The sequence below is a fragment of the Bradyrhizobium genosp. SA-4 str. CB756 genome, assembly GCF_000473125.1.
Lineage (GTDB): Bacteria > Pseudomonadota > Alphaproteobacteria > Rhizobiales > Xanthobacteraceae > Bradyrhizobium > Bradyrhizobium arachidis.
Genome location: NZ_KI421499.1, coordinates 6,830,467 through 6,846,485, shown reverse-complemented (window position 1 = coordinate 6,846,485; position 16,019 = coordinate 6,830,467). Strand labels below are relative to the sequence as shown.

Annotated in this window: 16 protein-coding genes; 11 read left to right on the top strand and 5 right to left on the bottom strand. The window is 65.1% G+C overall.

Going from position 1 to position 16,019, the window contains the following annotated elements; genetic code table 11:
- Position 1: 1 nt before the first annotated feature.
- The 3 genes from BRAGE_RS0132835 to BRAGE_RS0132820 all read right to left on the bottom strand — a co-directional run bounded on the left by BRAGE_RS0132835 (position 2) and on the right by BRAGE_RS0132820 (position 4,559).
- Positions 2 to 466: a (2Fe-2S)-binding protein gene (locus tag BRAGE_RS0132835; protein WP_027561116.1), complete on the bottom strand. Its 465-nt coding sequence runs from the start codon at positions 464 to 466 to the stop codon at positions 2 to 4.
- A 716-nt stretch (positions 467 to 1,182) separates the two neighbouring features.
- Positions 1,183 to 2,607, bottom strand: coding sequence for a methyl-accepting chemotaxis protein (locus BRAGE_RS0132825; RefSeq protein WP_027561115.1), 1,425 nt, complete (start codon positions 2,605 to 2,607; stop codon positions 1,183 to 1,185).
- A 203-nt stretch (positions 2,608 to 2,810) separates the two neighbouring features.
- Positions 2,811 to 4,559: a methyl-accepting chemotaxis protein gene (locus BRAGE_RS0132820; RefSeq protein WP_027561114.1), complete on the bottom strand. Its 1,749-nt coding sequence runs from the start codon at positions 4,557 to 4,559 to the stop codon at positions 2,811 to 2,813.
- A gap of 205 nt (positions 4,560 to 4,764) precedes the next feature.
- Here BRAGE_RS0132820 and BRAGE_RS0132815 point away from each other — a divergent pair, with 205 nt between their 5' ends.
- From BRAGE_RS0132815 to BRAGE_RS0132785, 7 genes are all read left to right on the top strand, one after another.
- The gene (locus BRAGE_RS0132815; RefSeq protein ID WP_018646706.1) at positions 4,765 to 5,511 is read left to right on the top strand and encodes a YebC/PmpR family DNA-binding transcriptional regulator; all 747 of its coding nucleotides are present in this window, start codon (positions 4,765 to 4,767) and stop codon (positions 5,509 to 5,511) included.
- 233 nt (positions 5,512 to 5,744) lie between these two features.
- Positions 5,745 to 6,272 carry a crossover junction endodeoxyribonuclease RuvC gene (ruvC, locus tag BRAGE_RS0132810; protein ID WP_027561113.1) on the top strand — a complete coding sequence of 176 codons (528 nt, stop codon included), beginning with the start codon at positions 5,745 to 5,747 and terminating at the stop codon, positions 6,270 to 6,272.
- Positions 6,269 to 6,886: a Holliday junction branch migration protein RuvA gene (gene ruvA / locus BRAGE_RS0132805; RefSeq protein ID WP_027561112.1), complete on the top strand. Its 618-nt coding sequence runs from the start codon at positions 6,269 to 6,271 to the stop codon at positions 6,884 to 6,886. Before ruvC ends, ruvA begins: the two co-directional genes overlap by 4 nt.
- Positions 6,883 to 7,941, top strand: a complete 1,059-nt coding sequence (gene ruvB / locus BRAGE_RS0132800; protein WP_027561111.1) for a Holliday junction branch migration DNA helicase RuvB — start codon at positions 6,883 to 6,885, stop codon at positions 7,939 to 7,941. The genes ruvA and ruvB overlap by 4 nt, the downstream gene beginning before the upstream one ends.
- 145 nt (positions 7,942 to 8,086) lie before the next feature.
- A complete protein-coding gene (locus tag BRAGE_RS0132795) occupies positions 8,087 to 9,004 on the top strand; it encodes a metallophosphoesterase (protein ID WP_027561110.1) in 918 nt (305 codons plus the stop codon).
- Between the two features lie 67 nt (positions 9,005 to 9,071).
- Positions 9,072 to 9,521: a tol-pal system-associated acyl-CoA thioesterase gene (gene ybgC, locus BRAGE_RS0132790; protein WP_027561109.1), complete on the top strand. Its 450-nt coding sequence runs from the start codon at positions 9,072 to 9,074 to the stop codon at positions 9,519 to 9,521.
- Between the two features lie 94 nt (positions 9,522 to 9,615).
- Positions 9,616 to 10,083, top strand: a complete 468-nt coding sequence (locus BRAGE_RS0132785) for a DUF1348 family protein (RefSeq protein WP_027561108.1) — start codon at positions 9,616 to 9,618, stop codon at positions 10,081 to 10,083.
- Between the two features lie 212 nt (positions 10,084 to 10,295).
- Here BRAGE_RS0132785 and BRAGE_RS0132780 read toward each other — a convergent pair whose 3' ends face one another.
- A complete protein-coding gene (locus tag BRAGE_RS0132780; RefSeq protein WP_027561107.1) occupies positions 10,296 to 11,009 on the bottom strand; it encodes a type 1 glutamine amidotransferase in 714 nt (237 codons plus the stop codon).
- A 27-nt stretch (positions 11,010 to 11,036) separates the two neighbouring features.
- On the bottom strand, positions 11,037 to 11,966 hold the full coding sequence (locus BRAGE_RS0132775) for a LysR substrate-binding domain-containing protein (RefSeq protein ID WP_027561106.1): 930 nt from the start codon (positions 11,964 to 11,966) through the stop codon (positions 11,037 to 11,039).
- 276 nt (positions 11,967 to 12,242) lie between these two features.
- On the opposite strand from BRAGE_RS0132775, the gene BRAGE_RS0132770 reads away from it, so the two are divergent.
- From BRAGE_RS0132770 to BRAGE_RS0132755, 4 genes are read left to right on the top strand one after another with little or no spacing between them, the layout of a single operon-like run.
- Positions 12,243 to 13,277 (top strand): ABC transporter substrate-binding protein, encoded by a 1,035-nt coding sequence (locus tag BRAGE_RS0132770; RefSeq protein ID WP_027561105.1) that lies wholly within the window; start codon positions 12,243 to 12,245, stop codon positions 13,275 to 13,277.
- 23 nt (positions 13,278 to 13,300) lie between these two features.
- Positions 13,301 to 14,341, top strand: a complete 1,041-nt coding sequence (locus tag BRAGE_RS0132765; RefSeq protein WP_027561104.1) for an ABC transporter ATP-binding protein — start codon at positions 13,301 to 13,303, stop codon at positions 14,339 to 14,341.
- Complete coding sequence (locus BRAGE_RS0132760) at positions 14,338 to 15,213, top strand: ABC transporter permease (protein WP_027561103.1); 876 nt, start codon at positions 14,338 to 14,340, stop codon at positions 15,211 to 15,213. The genes BRAGE_RS0132765 and BRAGE_RS0132760 overlap by 4 nt, the downstream gene beginning before the upstream one ends.
- A complete protein-coding gene (locus BRAGE_RS0132755; protein WP_027561102.1) occupies positions 15,210 to 16,019 on the top strand; it encodes an ABC transporter permease in 810 nt (269 codons plus the stop codon). Before BRAGE_RS0132760 ends, BRAGE_RS0132755 begins: the two co-directional genes overlap by 4 nt.

The following is a 16,019-nucleotide window of genomic DNA, read 5'->3' as shown; positions in this document are numbered from 1 at the left end:
CTCAAGATTGCTTGCCGTTGGCGGCGTGCTTGATGGCCTCGCGGATGCGGACATAGGTGCCGCAGCGGCAGATGTTGCCGGCCATCGCCGCGTCGATGTCGGAATCATCAGGATTGGGCGTTGCCGCCAGCAGCGCGGCGGCGGCCATGATCTGGCCGGACTGGCAATAGCCGCACTGGATCACTTCGGCATCCAGCCAGGCCTTCTGCACCTTCGCACCCGCAGGCGTGTTGCCGACATGCTCGATGGTGGTGACGGCCCGGTTCGCGACCGCGCTGACGGGCAGCACGCAGGAGCGCACCGCCTTGCCGTCGACATGCACCGTGCAGGCGCCGCATTGCGCGATACCGCAGCCGAACTTGGTGCCGGTCATCCCGAGAATGTCGCGCAGCACCCACAGCAAGGGCATTTCAGGTGGCGCGTCGAAGGATTTTTGTTCGCCGTTGATGGTGAGTGTCGTTGCCATGTGCATCCCCTTGCTCGACGAGCGCTTACGGCGTCGGCGATTTGCGCGCGACCATAATCATATCGATGCGAAACGAAGAAGCACCGACATTTCCGGCAATGCATATTTGCGCGAACGCAGCGCCCGGCCATGACGTTCACGAATTTGTGCGGCGATCGCAGCACGCGTTCTGGGCTAATTGATATGATAATCGTCATGTTTTGACGCATTTTCGTCGCGCGCGCCGCAGATCGTCGTGCGAATGCGCAAAATCATGCGATGTCGAAATTCGTGCGATTGGGAAAGGCAGGGGTGGCACCCCGATGAAATCAATCGCGACGGCTTGTTGTTGTGCCCTCTCCCCTTTCGGGAGAGGGCAGCGATGTCAGTAGACGCAGACTCACTCGGGTGAGGGGGCTGTCTCCGCGTATGATCCTCTCTTATTCCGAGGCAGCCTTGCGCGCTGATAGAGACCCCTCATCCGGCGCCATAGCCGAAGCTTCGCTTCGGCGTTCCCAAGAACGGCGGCCAGAGGCCGCCTATGCCACCTTCTCCCGCAAGGGGAGAAGGGAGAGGAGCGCATGGCAATTTCGGAATAATAGCATTATGCGCCTGTTTTGCCCGACGGGTCAAGCCGCGCCAGGCCCGCCGACTGCAAGCCGCTGATTCCTCCCGCCCCGGCTACTGTGCATGGGGTTGTTTTCGAGGTTTTGATTCAAGGCCCGCAGCAGCGGTCGTCAGCCCTGCCGAAAACCCATCCGGAATGCGCCCCAGTGCCTGCCGCGGATCACGATCGGCGAGGACAGGTCCTTCATCAGTACGAACTGCCCGCCGCCCATGTCGCGGCGATAGGTCTGCAGCAGGAAGGGTTTTGTGTTGGCCGCGACCTTCTTCACCGCGCGGTCGGTGAACAGGCGGCGGTTGCGGCAGTTGGCGTTATTCCAGACCGGGTCCTTGCCCTGCGGCAGGCGGTAGTTCGGATTGTGGGTCGGCAAATAGCCGCCCCTGGCCCAGGCGACGCAGAACACGATGCGGGGATCGGATTTCTGGATCGGGTCCTGGATCGCGGGCAGCACGCGGTCGGTGAAGTCGACATAGTGCGTCTTGTACTGCTTGGGATCGGTGCCGGGGATCTCCCGGTAGTTCTCGTCCATGAGCTGGTCGAGCGTGATCTCGCCGCGGTCGATGGCGGCCTCGAACTCGGCCGAGATGCGCTTGGCGGTCTCGACGACGACGCGGATCAGCGGCGCGTCCGAGGTCTCGACGCCGCTGTCGGCGATCAGCGCGATCAGCGTTTCGGAGGTGTCGAGCAGCTTTGTCACGCGCTGGTCGGCGTTCTTGAGATCGCGCGAGGAGAGGTCGACGCCTTTGGCGAGCTCGTTGAGCTCGCTGATGACGGTGTCGCAGTGCCCGAGATTGGAGGTCGCCGCGCGCGTGACGCTGTCGATCTCCGCTTCCACCGAGGCGAAGCCCTGCTGGACGCGCGAGATGATGCCGGAGATCTGCTGGGCGCCTTCGCCTGCGGTCTTGGCGCGCTGCGAGGCGTCGCTGCTCTCGCCGATCAGGCCTTCGATCTGGCCGTCGAGGTCGCGCACGGTGTCGGAGATCTGATGCGTGGCCTGGCGGGTGGCTTCAGCGAGATTCTTCACCTCGCTCGCGACCACCGCAAAGCCGCGGCCGGCATTGCCGGCGCGCGCGGCTTCGATGGTCGCGTTCAGCGCGAGCAGGTTGGTCTGCTTGGCGATCGCCTCGATCGAGCCGGACACTTTTGCGACCTGCGCCAGCGCCGAGCCGACCGCGCTCAAGCGAGCCTCGATACGTTCGACGGCTGCGACCAGCTCGGAGATGTGGCTGACGGCGGTGTCGACTGCGCTGCGCGACTGCGCGATCTCGCCGACCGCGGCCGACGTCGTCGACTGCACCGCCTGTGATGCGTTGGCTATGTCGTGATTGGCCGAGACCATCGTCTCCGCCGTCTTCTGGAGATGGTGGAACCGTTCCGACTGGTTGGCGACGCGGTTTGCGACTTCCTGGACGTTGCCGGCAATATCGGCGAGCTCGACGCCGAGGCCGCCGATGCGGTCGGCGAGCTGGTCGATCAGCCGTTCAGCCAGCGTCCGGTTGGAGCCGGTGTCCATAACTGCAAGTTGTGCGACGGACATGTCTTAAGGGTCCTCCAGTCGGAGCCGTACGCCGGCCCCCCGCGGCATTCCCATTCCAACTCCGACGTTAAAGGATGATTCGCGGCTGGCGTCTTGCCTGAGCGTGCACAAGGCGCAATTTGCGCCTTGGTTTTTCGCGCCCAGGTTTTTTGTGTGAGCATGGTCTCGTCGAAAAACCGCAGCCCACTTTTTCGGACCATGCCCTAGAGCTTGTAGGCGGTGCGGAATCCACCCCAGTGCCGGCCCTGCACGCGGATCGGCACGTCGATCTCGCGCATCATGACGGTGTTCCCGTTGCCCATGTCGCGCGCATAGCTCTGGACCAGGTACGATCGCAGGTTGCGCGCGGCGGCGAGCCCCGCCGGATCGTTGAAGATCCGTCGGTTGCGGCTGTTGGCCGTGTTCCAGGCGATATCGCCCGGCCGCTGCGGATGCGAATAGATCTTGTTGTGCACGGGCAGGAAGCCGTTGCGGTCGACCATGGCGCAGAACGCCATGCGCGGGTCCTTGGCGAGGAAGGCCTCCTGGAACGGCGGCAGCGCGCGGTCGGCCCAGTCCAGATAGCGGGTGCGGTATTGCTGCGGATTGGTGCCGGCGATGTCCGCGTAATCGGTGTCGAAGAGATCGTCGACCTTGACCTCGCCGCGCGCAAGCGCCTGCTCGAAGATCTGGGTCAGCGCGTTGCCCGCTTCCATGGCGCGGGTGACGAACTCGGTGTTCTCCTCGTGGATCGACCAGAGCCTGTCCTCGATCTTCTCGGAGAGCTCGGCATTGGGGGCAATGAACTGCGCGCGGGCGCCGGCCTTGGACTGCTCGATCACGCGCAGGCGGCAGGCGCCGACGTCTTCGAGGTTGCCTTCGATCATCGTGTGCGGTGCCAGCCGCCCAGCGTCGGCGCCGCCGATCAGCACGCCGTCCATCGCAATCTCGTAGACCGGCATCACGCCGCGCGACGTCTCGAATTTGAGATGGCAGGGCAGCCGCTCGGTCTTGCGGCGATCGTCGTGCTCGCTCTGGCGCAGCAGCACGGCGCAGCGCGATTTCAGCTTCTGCGCGAAGGTGGTGACCGCCTTGCCGGCGCTGGCGACGTTCTCGCCATGGGTCTCGGCGGCCTTGGTCGCGGCGTCGATCTCGGCTGCGCTCTCGCCGACCGAGATGATGAACTCCGAGGCGCTGGCGGCATTGCCGGAGACTTCGCTCGTTGTGGCGTTCTGCTCGGCGACCGCCCCGTTGACGGTGTCGAACACCGGACGGATCGCTTCGATCGCCTGCGAGATGCGGTGCACGGCGTCGGCGGAGCCGGCGGCATCGCGCTGCAGCGCGTCGATCTTCTTCGAGATCTCTTCCGTGGCGCCTTGCGTCTGGACCGCGAGCGCCTTCACCTCGGTGGCGACGACCGCAAAGCCCTTGCCGGCCGCGCCCGCACGCGCGGCCTCGATGGTCGAGTTGAGCGCGAGCAGCGTCGTCTGCCGCGCGATCTGCGCGATCAGGTTGACGACGTTGCCGATCGCCGCGGAGGACTCGCGCAGGCGGTCGACATTGGCGCGGGCTTCCTGCGCCGCGGTGCTGGCCTCATCGGCGAGCTTGGCGGCCGCGCGGACCTGGGCGCCGATGCCTTGCGCGGATTGGGTGAATTTGTCGGCGGCATGAGCGAAGGTCGAGGCGGTCGACTGCGCGGCGTTGGTGCGGCCGGTGAGGGCGTCGGTGCGGTCGCGGATGTCGGCCAGCGTCGCGGCGGTCGCCTCGGCGCCGCCGGCCACCGAATTGGCGGCGCGCTCGAGCTGGCGAATCATCGCCCCGAGCTCGAGTTCCAGCAGTTCCAGGATTTCCCGCGCCGAATCGCCCTCAGCGGCCGGGGCGGGCTCGGAATGGGCCGCCGGCTGCACAGTCTGCGGGGCGACCGCAGGCGCAGCCGTATCCGGCAGACGCTTCCGAAATAGTCCGAACGCCATCGGGTTTCTCTTGTCGGGGAACGGTCAGGCGCTATTTTCGCAATCCGGAATGAAATCAGGGTTAACGGTGCCTGACCTCTAGGCAGGGGGCCGTACGGTATTACCTTAAAGTCGTAGAGCCTCTTTCATTCCGGTGGGTGGAGGGCCTATAAGGCCGCGCTTCCCTAAGCTCACCTTGGCGCACGATTCCTTTACGAGACCACGCATGGCCGGACATTCCCAATTCAAGAACATCATGCACCGCAAGGGGCGGCAGGATGCGCAGAAGTCGAAGCTGTTCGGCAAGCTGGCGCGGGAAATCACCGTCGCCGCCAAGCTCGGCACGCCCGACCCCGCCATGAACCCGCGCCTGCGCGCCGCCGTGATCGCCGCGCGCCAGGAGAACATGCCGAAGGACAATATCGAGCGCGCCATCAAGAAGGCGCTCGGCAGCGACGGCGAGAACTATGACGAGATCCGCTACGAAGGTTATGGCCCGGGCGGCGTCGCCGTCATCGTCGAGGCGCTGACCGACAACCGCAATCGCGCCGCCTCCGACATCCGCTCCTTCTTCACCAAGTCGGGCGGCAATCTCGGCGAAACCGGCTCGGTTTCCTTCATGTTCGACCGCACCGGCATCATCGAATACGACCGCAGCGTCGCCGATGACGATGCGGTGCTCGATGCCGCGATCGAGGCCGGTGCCGACGACGTCGTCTCCGGCGAAGGCGGTCACGAGATCTACGCCTCGACCGAGAGCTATCGCGACGTCGCCAAGGCGCTGGAGGCCAAGTTCGGCGAGCCGCGCAAGGCCGCGCTGATCTGGAAGCCGCAGAACACGGTCGCCGTCGACGACGAGACCGGCGAAAAGCTGCTCAAGCTGATGGACCTGCTCAACGAGCACGACGACGTCCAGAACGTCTACGCCAATTTCGAGGTGTCGGACGCGCTGGTCGCGAAGATGGGCGGCTAGGCCGTCCGGTAGCCTCATCCACCGCTGTCATCGCCCGCGAAGGCGGGCGATCCAGTATTCCAGAGGCGCCAGCGGATACGGAGAAGCCGCGGCGTACTGGATACCCCGCCTTCGCGGGGTATGACGACGGAGTATGAAGTGGGCAGCCCTGCTCACCCGAGACATCCCACTTCCCCTGTTACTTCCGTTCTGTTTCTGTTTCCCCCATCGCAGCCAGCCGCTATCACTGGCCCATGACCGCGCTCCCGATTCGTGGCCCCGTCCGCATCATCGGCATTGACCCCGGCCTGCGCCGCACCGGCTGGGGCGTGATCGAGGCTGAGGGCAACCGATTGATCTACGTCGCTTGCGGTTCGGTGGAGCCGCGGGACGATCTGCCGCTGTCGAGCCGGCTGCTCGCGATCCATGAAGGGCTTGCGGCCGTTCTGTCCGATCACAAGCCGATCGAAGCCGCGGTCGAGCAGACTTTTGTCAACAAGGACGGCGTTGCGACGCTGAAGCTCGGCCAGGCCCGCGGCGTCGCCATGCTGGCGCCTGCAATGTTCGGCATCTCTGTCGCCGAATATGCGCCGAACCAGGTCAAGAAGACCGTGGTCGGCGCCGGCCACGCCGACAAGCAACAGATCGCGATGATGCTGAAGATATTGCTGCCGAAAGCCGAGCCGCCGTCCGCGGACGCTGCCGACGCGCTCGCCATCGCCATCACTCACGCTCACCACCGCCAAAGCACGGCGCTCCGGCTAAAGGTGGCGGGACTATGATCGGCAAGCTCAAGGGCCTGATCGATTCCTACGGCGAGGATTTTGTGATTCTCGACGTCGGCGGCGTCGGCTATCAGGTGCACTGTTCCTCCCGCACGTTGCAGCATCTGCCTTCGCCGGGTGAAGCGGCCGTGCTGTCGATCGAGACCTACGTCCGCGAAGATCAGATAAAGCTGTTCGGCTTCCGGACCGACCAGGAGCGCGAATGGTTTCGTCTGCTCCAGACCGTGCAGGGCGTCGGTGCCAAGGTCGCGCTCGCCGTGCTCGGCACGCTGCAGCCTTCCGATCTCGCCAACGCCATTGCGCTCCGCGACAAGGCCGCGGTGGCGCGCACGCCCGGCGTCGGCCCCAAGGTGGCCGAGCGTATCGTCACCGAATTGAAGGACAAGGCGCCGGCCTTCGCCAGTGTCGATCCGGCCGTGGTGCATCTCGCCGGCGCCGTCGACGATCAGCGCGCGCCGCGCCCCGTTGCAGATGCGATCTCCGCCCTGGTCAATCTCGGTTACGGCCAGCCGCAGGCCGCCGCGGCCATCGCATCGGCATCGCGCAGCGCGGGTGAAAGCGCCGAGACGGCGCAGCTCATCCGCCTCGGCCTGAAGGAGCTCTCGAAATGAGCGATCCCAAGGCCAACCGCATGGTCTCGCCCGAGCGCCGTAGCGACGATGTCGGCGACACTGCGCTGCGTCCACAGTCGCTGTCCGACTTCGTCGGCCAGCAGCAGGCGCGCAAGAACCTCTCGATCTTCATCGAGGCGGCGCGCAAGCGCGGCGAGGCGCTGGACCACGTGCTGTTCGTCGGTCCTCCCGGCCTCGGCAAGACCACGCTGGCGCAGATCGTGGCGAAGGAGCTCGGCGTCGGCTTTCGCGCGACATCAGGCCCCGTGATCGCCAAGGCCGGCGATCTCGCAGCGCTGCTGACCAATCTCGAAGAGCGCGACGTGCTCTTCATTGACGAGATCCATCGCCTCAGTCCCGCGGTCGAAGAAGTGCTCTATCCCGCGATGGAGGACTTTCAGCTCGACCTCATCATCGGCGAGGGGCCGGCGGCGCGCTCGGTGAAGATCGAGCTGTCGAAATTCACCCTCGTCGGCGCCACCACACGCGCCGGCCTGCTCACCAATCCCTTGCGCGACCGTTTCGGCATTCCGGTCCGGCTCAATTTCTACACCATCGAGGAGCTCGAGAGCATCGTCACGCGCGGCGCCCGCGTGCTCAATGTCGGCATGAGCACTGATGGCGCCAACGAGATTGCGCGCCGCGCCCGCGGCACGCCGCGCATCGCCGGCCGTCTGCTCCGCCGCGTGCGCGATTTCGCCTCGGCCGCCAATGCCGACAAGATCGACCGCAAGATCGCCGACCACGCGCTGAGCGCGCTCGAGGTCGACGCGGCGGGCCTGGACGCCATGGACCGCCGCTACCTCTCGACCATCGCGCTCAACTATGGCGGCGGCCCGGTCGGGGTCGAGACGATGGCCGCAGCGCTGTCCGAGCCGCGCGATGCGATCGAGGACATCATCGAGCCTTATCTCATCCAGTGCGGCTATCTCCAGCGCACCCCGCGCGGCCGGTTGCTTACCTCGCACGCCTTCCGCCATCTCGGCATCGCCGAGCCCTCGCGCGATGCGGCGGCACAGTTCGGCCTGTTCGGCACGGACGAGAGCGACGACTGATCGCGTCGAAAGGGTCCGGTTGTCATGAACTTCCGGTAATCTTTGTGCAGGCAATTTGCACGAGGATGCGGACGGTCTGCACCAGCGCACCCCAATTCCGCTTCAATCGGGCCGCATCAAGAAAGTGCATCACGTTCGGGCTTCCATGATCTCGCGTCGTCATCTCATCCGGTCCATCGGTGGCCTGTCCGCTCTCGGCGTCTCGACCGCCGCCTATGGCGTCGGTGTCGAGCCGATGCGGCTCCGCGTCACCCGCTATCATCCGACCCCGCGGCAATGGCCGGCGGATCTTCGGCTGAAGATCGCGGCGGTCGCCGACATCCATGCCTGCGATCCCTGGATGTCGCTGGAGCGGATCGAAGCGATCGTCGACCGCACCAACGCGTTGAATGCCGATCTCATCGTGCTGCTCGGCGATTATGTCGCCGGCGTTCATCAGGTCACGCGCATCATTCCGTCGAGCGAATGGGCGAGGGTGCTGTCCGGCCTCAAGGCACCGCTCGGCGTGCATGCCGTCATGGGCAATCACGATTATTGGGACGACCGGACCGTGCAGCGGGCCGGCCGCGGGCCGACCGTCGCGCATCGCGCGCTGGAGGCGGCCGGCATTCCGGTCTACGAGAACGACGCCGTGCGCCTCACCAAGGACGGCCGCTCCTTCTGGCTCGCCGGTCTCGGCGATCAGCTCGCCTTTGCGCCGGCGCAGCGTTTCCGGAGTGTGGCGCGGTTCGGTGCCGACGATCTCGAGGGCACGCTGGCGAAAGTCACCGACGACGCGCCAATCATCCTGCTCGCGCATGAGCCCAACATCGCCTGGCGCGTGCCGGCGCGCGTCGCGCTGCAACTGTCCGGCCACACCCATGGCGGCCAGGTCCGCCTGCTCGGCTGGTCGCCGGCCGTTCGGGGTCCGAATAGCGGCAAGCTCGCCTATGGTCATGTCAGGATGAAATGCGACGTCATCATCTCCGGCGGCCTCGGTTGCAGCTTGATGCCGATCCGCGTCGGCGTACCGCCTGAGATCGTCGAGGTGACGCTGGGGCGGGCGGCCCCGGTCGTATCCTGACACGCTTGCGCGGCCGGCCGTTTTTGCGCAAAACGGGCCGGTAGCAAAAAGCCAAGAGGCCTGCGACGTGACTGCCCATCTCGACGGCGAGATCCGCGACGGCCGCCATCACATGCAGGTCCGCGTCTATTACGAGGACACGGATTTCTCCGGCATCGTCTATCACGCCAATTATCTGCGCTACATGGAGCGCGGGCGTACCAATCATCTCAGGCTGATGGGCGCCGAGCAGCAGGCGCTGTTCGAGCAGGTCGAGACCGAAGGCGTCGGATTCGCCTTCGTCGTGCGCTCGATGCACCTCGACTTCCTCAAGCCCGCACGGATGGACGACGTGCTCGATGTCGTGACGTGGCCGATTGCGGTGAAGGGCGCCTCGATCATGCTGGCGCAGGAAGTGCGACGCGGCGACGACGTGCTGGTTAAGGCCGAGGTCCGCGTCGCCTTCATCAGCGGCGGCCGCGCCCAGCCAATCCCGAAATCAATTCGTGCGCTGATGAAAGCCGATTTGATTTCCTGATCGCCCGATAAGTGATCGGCCGATAGGTGACAGCCTATCGACTCCACCGCGTACGGGGATAGATTTGCGGCCGCCACCAACTGATGAGGCCACCATGTCGCGCCCGCCGCTTCCACCCTTCACCCGTGAGACCGCCGCGCAAAAGGCGCGCATGGCCGAGGATGCCTGGAATTCGCGCGATCCAGTGAAGGTGTCGCTCGCCTATACCGAGGACAGCCGCTGGCGTAACCGCTCCGAAGTGTTCCAGGGTCGCGAAGCCATCGTCGCGTTCCTCACCCGCAAATGGGAGAAAGAGCACGACTACCGCCTGATCAAGGATCTCTGGGCCTTCGACGGCAACCGCATCGCGGTGCGCTTCCAGTACGAATGGCATGATGGAAAGGGCCAGTGGTATCGCTCCTACGGCAACGAGCAGTGGGAGTTCGACGAGCACGGCTTGATGAAGCGGCGCGAAGCGTCGATCAACGACATCGCGATTGCGGAGAAGGACCGCCGGTTTCATTGGGCCGCGCCGGGCCCGCGGCCGGCCGACGTGCCGGGGCTGGGGACGGATCCGTTTTGACCTTCGCGAGATAGCGCGGCAAGCGCACTGCACCCTCTCCCCTTGCGGGAGAGGGGGGCTCGCCGCGTAAGCGGCGAGACGGGTGAGGGGTATCTACCCTCACGAGTAGTCTAGCGTGCGGATGGAATCCCTCATCCGGCGCTTCGCGCCACCTTCTCCCGCAAGGGGAGAAGGGAAGAAGCCGTGGTGCGGTGACTGTTGCGAACTAAATTTTAGGTCGCCGCGCGCTTCGCCAAGAACCGCGTAATCGCCCCGCCGAGCTTCGCGTTGTCCATCGGCTCCGCCAACGATGCCCTCGCCGTTGCCACGACATCGTCCGGCGCCTTGCCGTCGCGCAACTCACAACACACTTCCGCAAACCCAACGTCGAACTCCGGATGCGGCTGCACGGTCAGCGTCGCGCCGTTGGCGTAGAGCAGGCCGGCATGCGGGGTGAAGTCCGAGGAGAGAATTGTCAGTGCGCCCTGCGGCGGCTCGATCACCTGATCCTGATGTGAGGCCGCGATCGCGACCGCTTCGCCATCGACGACGCCGTTCTCCGGCAGCACGCGATAGACGTGCCGCCCGATGCCCCAGCCTTTCTCCGACTTGCGCACGGTGCCGCCGAGCGCCTGCGCGATCAGTTGGTGGCCGAAGCAGACGCCGACCATCGGCGTCTTGTTGGCGTAGGCGGTGCGGACGAAGTCTTCGAGCGGCGCGATCCAGTCGAGCCCGTCATAGACCCCGGCCGCCGCGCCGGTGATCAGCACGGCTTCGAGGTTGCGCGGATCGGGAAGCGCATCGCCATTCGGGATGCTGACGACGTCCACCGTCGCGTTCGGATCCTCGGCCTGGACCATCCGCTCGAACATGTCCGGGAACGAGCCGTGACGCTCGCGATATTTTTGCGGGACCCGTCCGGTCTCGATGATGGTGATGCGTGCCATGTGTCCTCAGGTAGGAGATCGGCCTCATCAGTGCAAGCAATCAGTCATGCGCGCGAGCCGTTCGTCGAATTCGGTGAGCGCCTTGCGCATGGTCTCGACCAGATCCAGCGCCACCGGCGAGGGGCTGCGCTGCGCTGGAAAGACCGCGGAGAATTCGAAATCGATGCGCGGCAGGAAGCGGCGCACGACGACGCCGCGCGTTGCAAATTCCTGCGCGGTGAAGGGATCGCAGATCGAGACGCCGAGCCCGGACGAGACCATGCCGCACATGATTTCCGACAGCGTGGTCTCGACGCGCAGCACGCGGCGGACATCGTGGCGGTGGAAGACCTGGTCGACGAGATGCCGGCTCGACGATCCCGCCGACAGCGAGATGAAGGTCTCGCCCTCGAAATCGCGCGGCTCCAGCACTTCTTTCTCTGCGAGGCGATGGCCGGTCGGCAGCACCGCGACGCGAGCCAATGCCGGCAGCCGCTGGCTCGGCAGGCCGGAATGCGCGATCGGCACCTCGGCAAAGCCGATGTCGCATTGATTGTTCAGTACCCAGTCGACCACGATCGGCGAGATCACGCCGAAGAAGGCGAGGTTGAGGTTCGGCCGCTCCATCAGGAAATGTCCGGCGAGACGCGGCAAGTATCCATTTGCCAGCGCCGGCAGCGCCGCGATCCGCAACGAGCCGGTGCGGCGGCCGCGGATTTCTTCCGCAGCCGCGGTGATGCGTTCGAGACCGACGAAGGAGCGCTCGACCTCGGTGTAGAGCGCCATCGCCGCGGCGGTCGGCACGAGGCCGGTGCCGCGCCGCTCGAACAGCTCCATCTTGAGCAGCGCCTGGAGGTCGCGCAGCAACCGGCTCACCGCCGGCTGCGTCACCACCATCAGCTTCGCCGCCTCGGTGACGCTGCCGGTCAGCATCGTCGCCCGGAAGGCCTCCACCTGCCGCGAATTGATCCGCGCCATCCCGAATTCCATTCATAACATTCTGGTATGCAGAGGGTGCCATTATTCATTGGACGATGGAAGTATACGTCTGCGATCTTTTTCATCAGGACTGGAGTCAGCCCGCTTTTTCGGCAGATTGGAGGGATTCAAACCTCCAGATCGCGCCAAATCCGCCGAATGGGGGCCGGAGCCCTGATCGGAAACGGATTGGCGCGGAAGGGAATGCGGCAACGCGCTTCAGCCAGCGAGACTCGTCGGCACGTCACCTCATTCCGGTATTGGAGATCGGTCCAAATGAAGACTCTTCGCCTCCTGACAGCGGTCAGCATCGCGGCGCTCATTGCCGCCCCCTCAGCCGCCTCGGCCCAGCAAAAGACGCTCTATGTCGCCGGCTATGGCGGCTCGTTCGAGAAGACCATCCGCGACGAGGTGATCCCGGCCTTCGAGAAGGAGAACGGCGTCAAGGTCGAATACGTCGCCGGCAACTCCACCGACACGCTGGCAAAGCTCCAGGCGCAGAAGGGCAACCAGCAGATCGACGTCGCCATCGTCGACGACGGCCCGATGTACCAGGCGATCCAGCTCGGCTTCTGCGGCAAGCTCGATGGCCTGCCGGCCGATCTCTACGACACCGCGCGCTTCAAGGACGATCGTGCCGTTGCGATCGGTATCGTCGCGACCGGGCTGATGTACAACACCAAGGTGTTCGCCGAGAAAGGCTGGGCGCCGCCGACCTCGTGGAACGACCTGAAGGACACCAAATACGCCAAACAGCTCGTGATCCCGCCGATCAACAACACCTATGGTCTCGAAGCGCTGGTGATGTTGTCGAAGATGAACGGCGGCGGCGAGTCCAACGTCGATTCCGGTTTCAAGATCTTCAAGGAAGAGATCAATCCGAACGTGCTCGCCTATGAGCCGTCGCCGGGCAAGATGACCGAGCTGTTCCAGTCCGGTCAGGCCGTGATCGCGGTGTGGGGCACCGGCCGCGTGCAGAGCTTTGCCAACACCGGCTTCCCCGTCGACTTCGTCTATCCCAAGGAAGGCGCCGCGACGCTGCTGACGACGGCGTGTCCGATCAACAAGCCGAACGCCTCACCGCTGGCCTCAAACTTCGTCAAGATGCTGCTCGATCCCAAGATCCAGCTCGTGATGCTGAAGGATTACGGCTACGGCCCGGTGCTGAAATCGCTGAAGGTGCCGCCGGAGCTCGGCAAGATGGCGCCGATCGGCGAGCGCGCGGCCAAGCTCTACAATCCGGACTGGACCGTGATCAACGAGAAGCGCGAGGAGTGGACCAAGCGCTGGAATCGCGAGGTCGAGCGCTGACCGGTCGCAGCGGAGACAGCGTGATGGCTTATCTTGAGCTCGATCGGGTCGCAAAGCAGTTCGGTGCGCAGACTGTGGTCGACGACTTCAGCCTGTCGGTGGGGAAGGGGGAGTTCATCTCCTTCCTCGGCCCGTCCGGCTGCGGCAAGACCACCACGCTGCAGATGATCGCGGGCTTCCTCGATCCCACGCGCGGCGCGATCCGCCTCGAGGGCAAGGACCTGACCGCGATCCATCCGGCCAAGCGTGGCCTCGGGATCGTGTTCCAGAGCTATGCGCTGTTTCCGCACATGACCGCGGCGGAGAACGTCGCCTTTGGCCTGGAGATGCGTAACGTGCCGCGCAACGAACGGGCCGAACGCGTTCGCGCCGCGCTCGCGATGGTCGGCCTTGCCGGTTACGAGGACCGCCATCCCCGCCGCATGTCCGGCGGCCAGCAGCAGCGCGTCGCGCTGGCGCGCGCGCTGGTGATCAAGCCGAGCGTGTTGCTGCTCGACGAGCCGCTGTCCAACCTCGACGCCAAGTTGCGGGAGGAGATGCAGATCGAGCTGCGCCAGATCCAGCGCACCATCGGCACCACCACGATCCTCGTCACCCACGACCAGAACGAGGCGATGTCGCTGTCCGACCGCATCGTTGTGATGAGCGAGGGCAAGATCGAGCAGATCGGCACCCCGCAGGAAACCTACGAGAGACCGGCCTCGGCTTTCGTCTCGCAGTTTTTGGGCAAGACCAATGACTTTGCCGGCACGATCGACCGGACCGTCTCGCCGACGCAACTGATGGCGGGCTCCTGGCGTGCACCGGCGCCGGCCGGGCTTGGCGGTCCCGTGACCGTCAGCGTTCGCCCCGAAAGAATCGGCTTTGGCGACACAGGCCTCAGCGCAAAGATCGTCACGCGTATCTTCCAGGGCAATCACTGGCTGTTCCAGTGCGACAGCGAGTGCGGCCCGGCGATCGTGATCCGGCAGAACGACGGAAAGGCGCAGCCTGCCGAAGGCGACGCCGTTCGCCTGACCTGGCGGCCCGAGGATATGAGCGTGCGCGCGAGGGCCGGCGCATGAGCGCGGCCGCCGAGGAGCGCAGCGCGCGTGCGCCATGGGCGTTGACGGCGCCTGCTTTGATGCTGTTCGTCGGCGTCCTGCTGATTCCGCTCGCAATGACGGTGATGCTGTCGTTCCACGATTGGGGCCAGTACAAGGGCATCGAGCCGGTCTTCATCCTCAAGAACTGGCACGAGATCGCGACCGATCCCTATTACGCCGAGATGTTCTGGCGGACGTTTCGCATCGCAATTCTCACCACGCTGCTCACCGCATTGCTTGGTGCGCCCGAGGCTTACATCCTCAACCGCATGAGCGGCCGCTGGAAGAGTTTTTTCCTGCTGGTCATTCTCGGGCCGCTGCTGATCTCCGTCGTCGCGCGCACGCTCGGTTGGGCGCTGCTGTTCGGCGGCAACAACGGGCTCGTCAACAAGCTCCTGATGTCGCTCGGCGTGATCCGTTTCCCCATTCCCTTCATGTTCACCGAAACCGGCATGGTCGTCGCGCTCGCACATGTGATGATGCCGTTCATGGTGCTGTCGGTGTGGGCGGCACTGCAGCGGCTCGATCCGCAGATCGAGAATGCTGCGATGTCGCTCGGCGCCGGTCCTGCGACCATCATCCGCCGCATCATCATGCCGCAGATCATGCCGGGCGTGCTCTCGGGCGCGATCATCGTGTTCTCGCTGTCGGCCAGCGCCTTCGCGACACCGGCGATCATCGGCGGCCGCCGGCTCAAGGTCGCGGCGACGCTCGCCTATGACGAATTCCTCAACACGCTGAACTGGCCGCTCGGTGCCGCGGTCGCGACGCTCCTTCTCGTTGCGCTGGTCCTCATCGTTGTCGGCAGCAACGCGCTGATCGAGCGCCGCTATGCGGAGGTGTTCCGATGAGACGGAACGGGCCGCTCGCGCTGATCTTCCACACCATCTTCGTCATCGTCATGGTGGCGCCGATCCTGGTCGTGTGCCTCGTTGCCTTCACGCCGGAAGGCTTCCTGTCGCTGCCGACCAACGGCTTCTCGCTGCGCTGGTTCAGGACCATCGCGAACTACCCGGAATTCATCCACGCCTTCTGGGTCAGCCTCGGCCTCGGTGCGCTGTCGTCTCTCGTCGCGCTGCTGTTCGCGGTGCCGGCGGCGCTCGCGATCGCGCGCTATCGCTTCCGCGGGCGCGATGCGCTTGCCGCGCTGTTCCTCTCGCCGCTGATGATCCCGCACGTCGTGCTCGGCATCGCCTTCCTGCGCTTCTTCACCTCGGCCGGCCTCGGCGGCAGCTTTGCCGCGCTGATCATCGCGCATGTCATCATCGTGTTTCCGTTCGCGCTGCGGCTGACGCTCGCGGCAGCAACCGGTATGGACCGCACGGTCGAGATGGCAGCAGTCTCGCTCGGCGCCGGCGGCTGGACGCTGTTTCGTCGCGTGACCCTGCCGCTGATCCTGCCCGGCGTCGTCAGCGGCTGGGCGCTCGCCTTCATCCAGTCTTTCGACGATCTCACCATGACCGTCTTTCTCGCGGCACCCGGCACCGAGACGCTGCCGGTGCGCATGTTCCTCTACATCCAGGACAACATCGATCCGCTGGTGACGTCGGTCTCGGCCTGCGTGATCGCGATCACCATGACCGCCCTCATTCTGCTCGACCGCTTCTACGGGCTCGACCGCGTGCTCGCCGGCAAGGGTGGCGATACCGGACGATAG

Excerpts from the sequence above, each read along its gene's own strand:
- BRAGE_RS0132835 (WP_027561116.1), bottom strand. The coding sequence starts at position 466 with ATGGCAACGACACTCACCATCAACGGCGAACAAAAATCCTTCGACGCG.
- BRAGE_RS0132825 (WP_027561115.1), bottom strand. The coding sequence starts at position 2,607 with ATGTCCGTCGCACAACTTGCAGTTATGGACACCGGCTCCAACCGGACG.
- BRAGE_RS0132820 (WP_027561114.1), bottom strand. The coding sequence starts at position 4,559 with ATGGCGTTCGGACTATTTCGGAAGCGTCTGCCGGATACGGCTGCGCCT.
- BRAGE_RS0132815 (WP_018646706.1), top strand. The coding sequence starts at position 4,765 with ATGGCCGGACATTCCCAATTCAAGAACATCATGCACCGCAAGGGGCGG.
- ruvC (WP_027561113.1), top strand. The coding sequence starts at position 5,745 with ATGACCGCGCTCCCGATTCGTGGCCCCGTCCGCATCATCGGCATTGAC.
- ruvA (WP_027561112.1), top strand. The coding sequence starts at position 6,269 with ATGATCGGCAAGCTCAAGGGCCTGATCGATTCCTACGGCGAGGATTTT.
- ruvB (WP_027561111.1), top strand. The coding sequence starts at position 6,883 with ATGAGCGATCCCAAGGCCAACCGCATGGTCTCGCCCGAGCGCCGTAGC.
- BRAGE_RS0132795 (WP_027561110.1), top strand. The coding sequence starts at position 8,087 with ATGATCTCGCGTCGTCATCTCATCCGGTCCATCGGTGGCCTGTCCGCT.
- BRAGE_RS0132785 (WP_027561108.1), top strand. The coding sequence starts at position 9,616 with ATGTCGCGCCCGCCGCTTCCACCCTTCACCCGTGAGACCGCCGCGCAA.
- BRAGE_RS0132780 (WP_027561107.1), bottom strand. The coding sequence starts at position 11,009 with ATGGCACGCATCACCATCATCGAGACCGGACGGGTCCCGCAAAAATAT.
- BRAGE_RS0132775 (WP_027561106.1), bottom strand. The coding sequence starts at position 11,966 with ATGGCGCGGATCAATTCGCGGCAGGTGGAGGCCTTCCGGGCGACGATG.
- BRAGE_RS0132770 (WP_027561105.1), top strand. The coding sequence starts at position 12,243 with ATGAAGACTCTTCGCCTCCTGACAGCGGTCAGCATCGCGGCGCTCATT.
- BRAGE_RS0132765 (WP_027561104.1), top strand. The coding sequence starts at position 13,301 with ATGGCTTATCTTGAGCTCGATCGGGTCGCAAAGCAGTTCGGTGCGCAG.
- BRAGE_RS0132760 (WP_027561103.1), top strand. The coding sequence starts at position 14,338 with ATGAGCGCGGCCGCCGAGGAGCGCAGCGCGCGTGCGCCATGGGCGTTG.
- BRAGE_RS0132755 (WP_027561102.1), top strand. The coding sequence starts at position 15,210 with ATGAGACGGAACGGGCCGCTCGCGCTGATCTTCCACACCATCTTCGTC.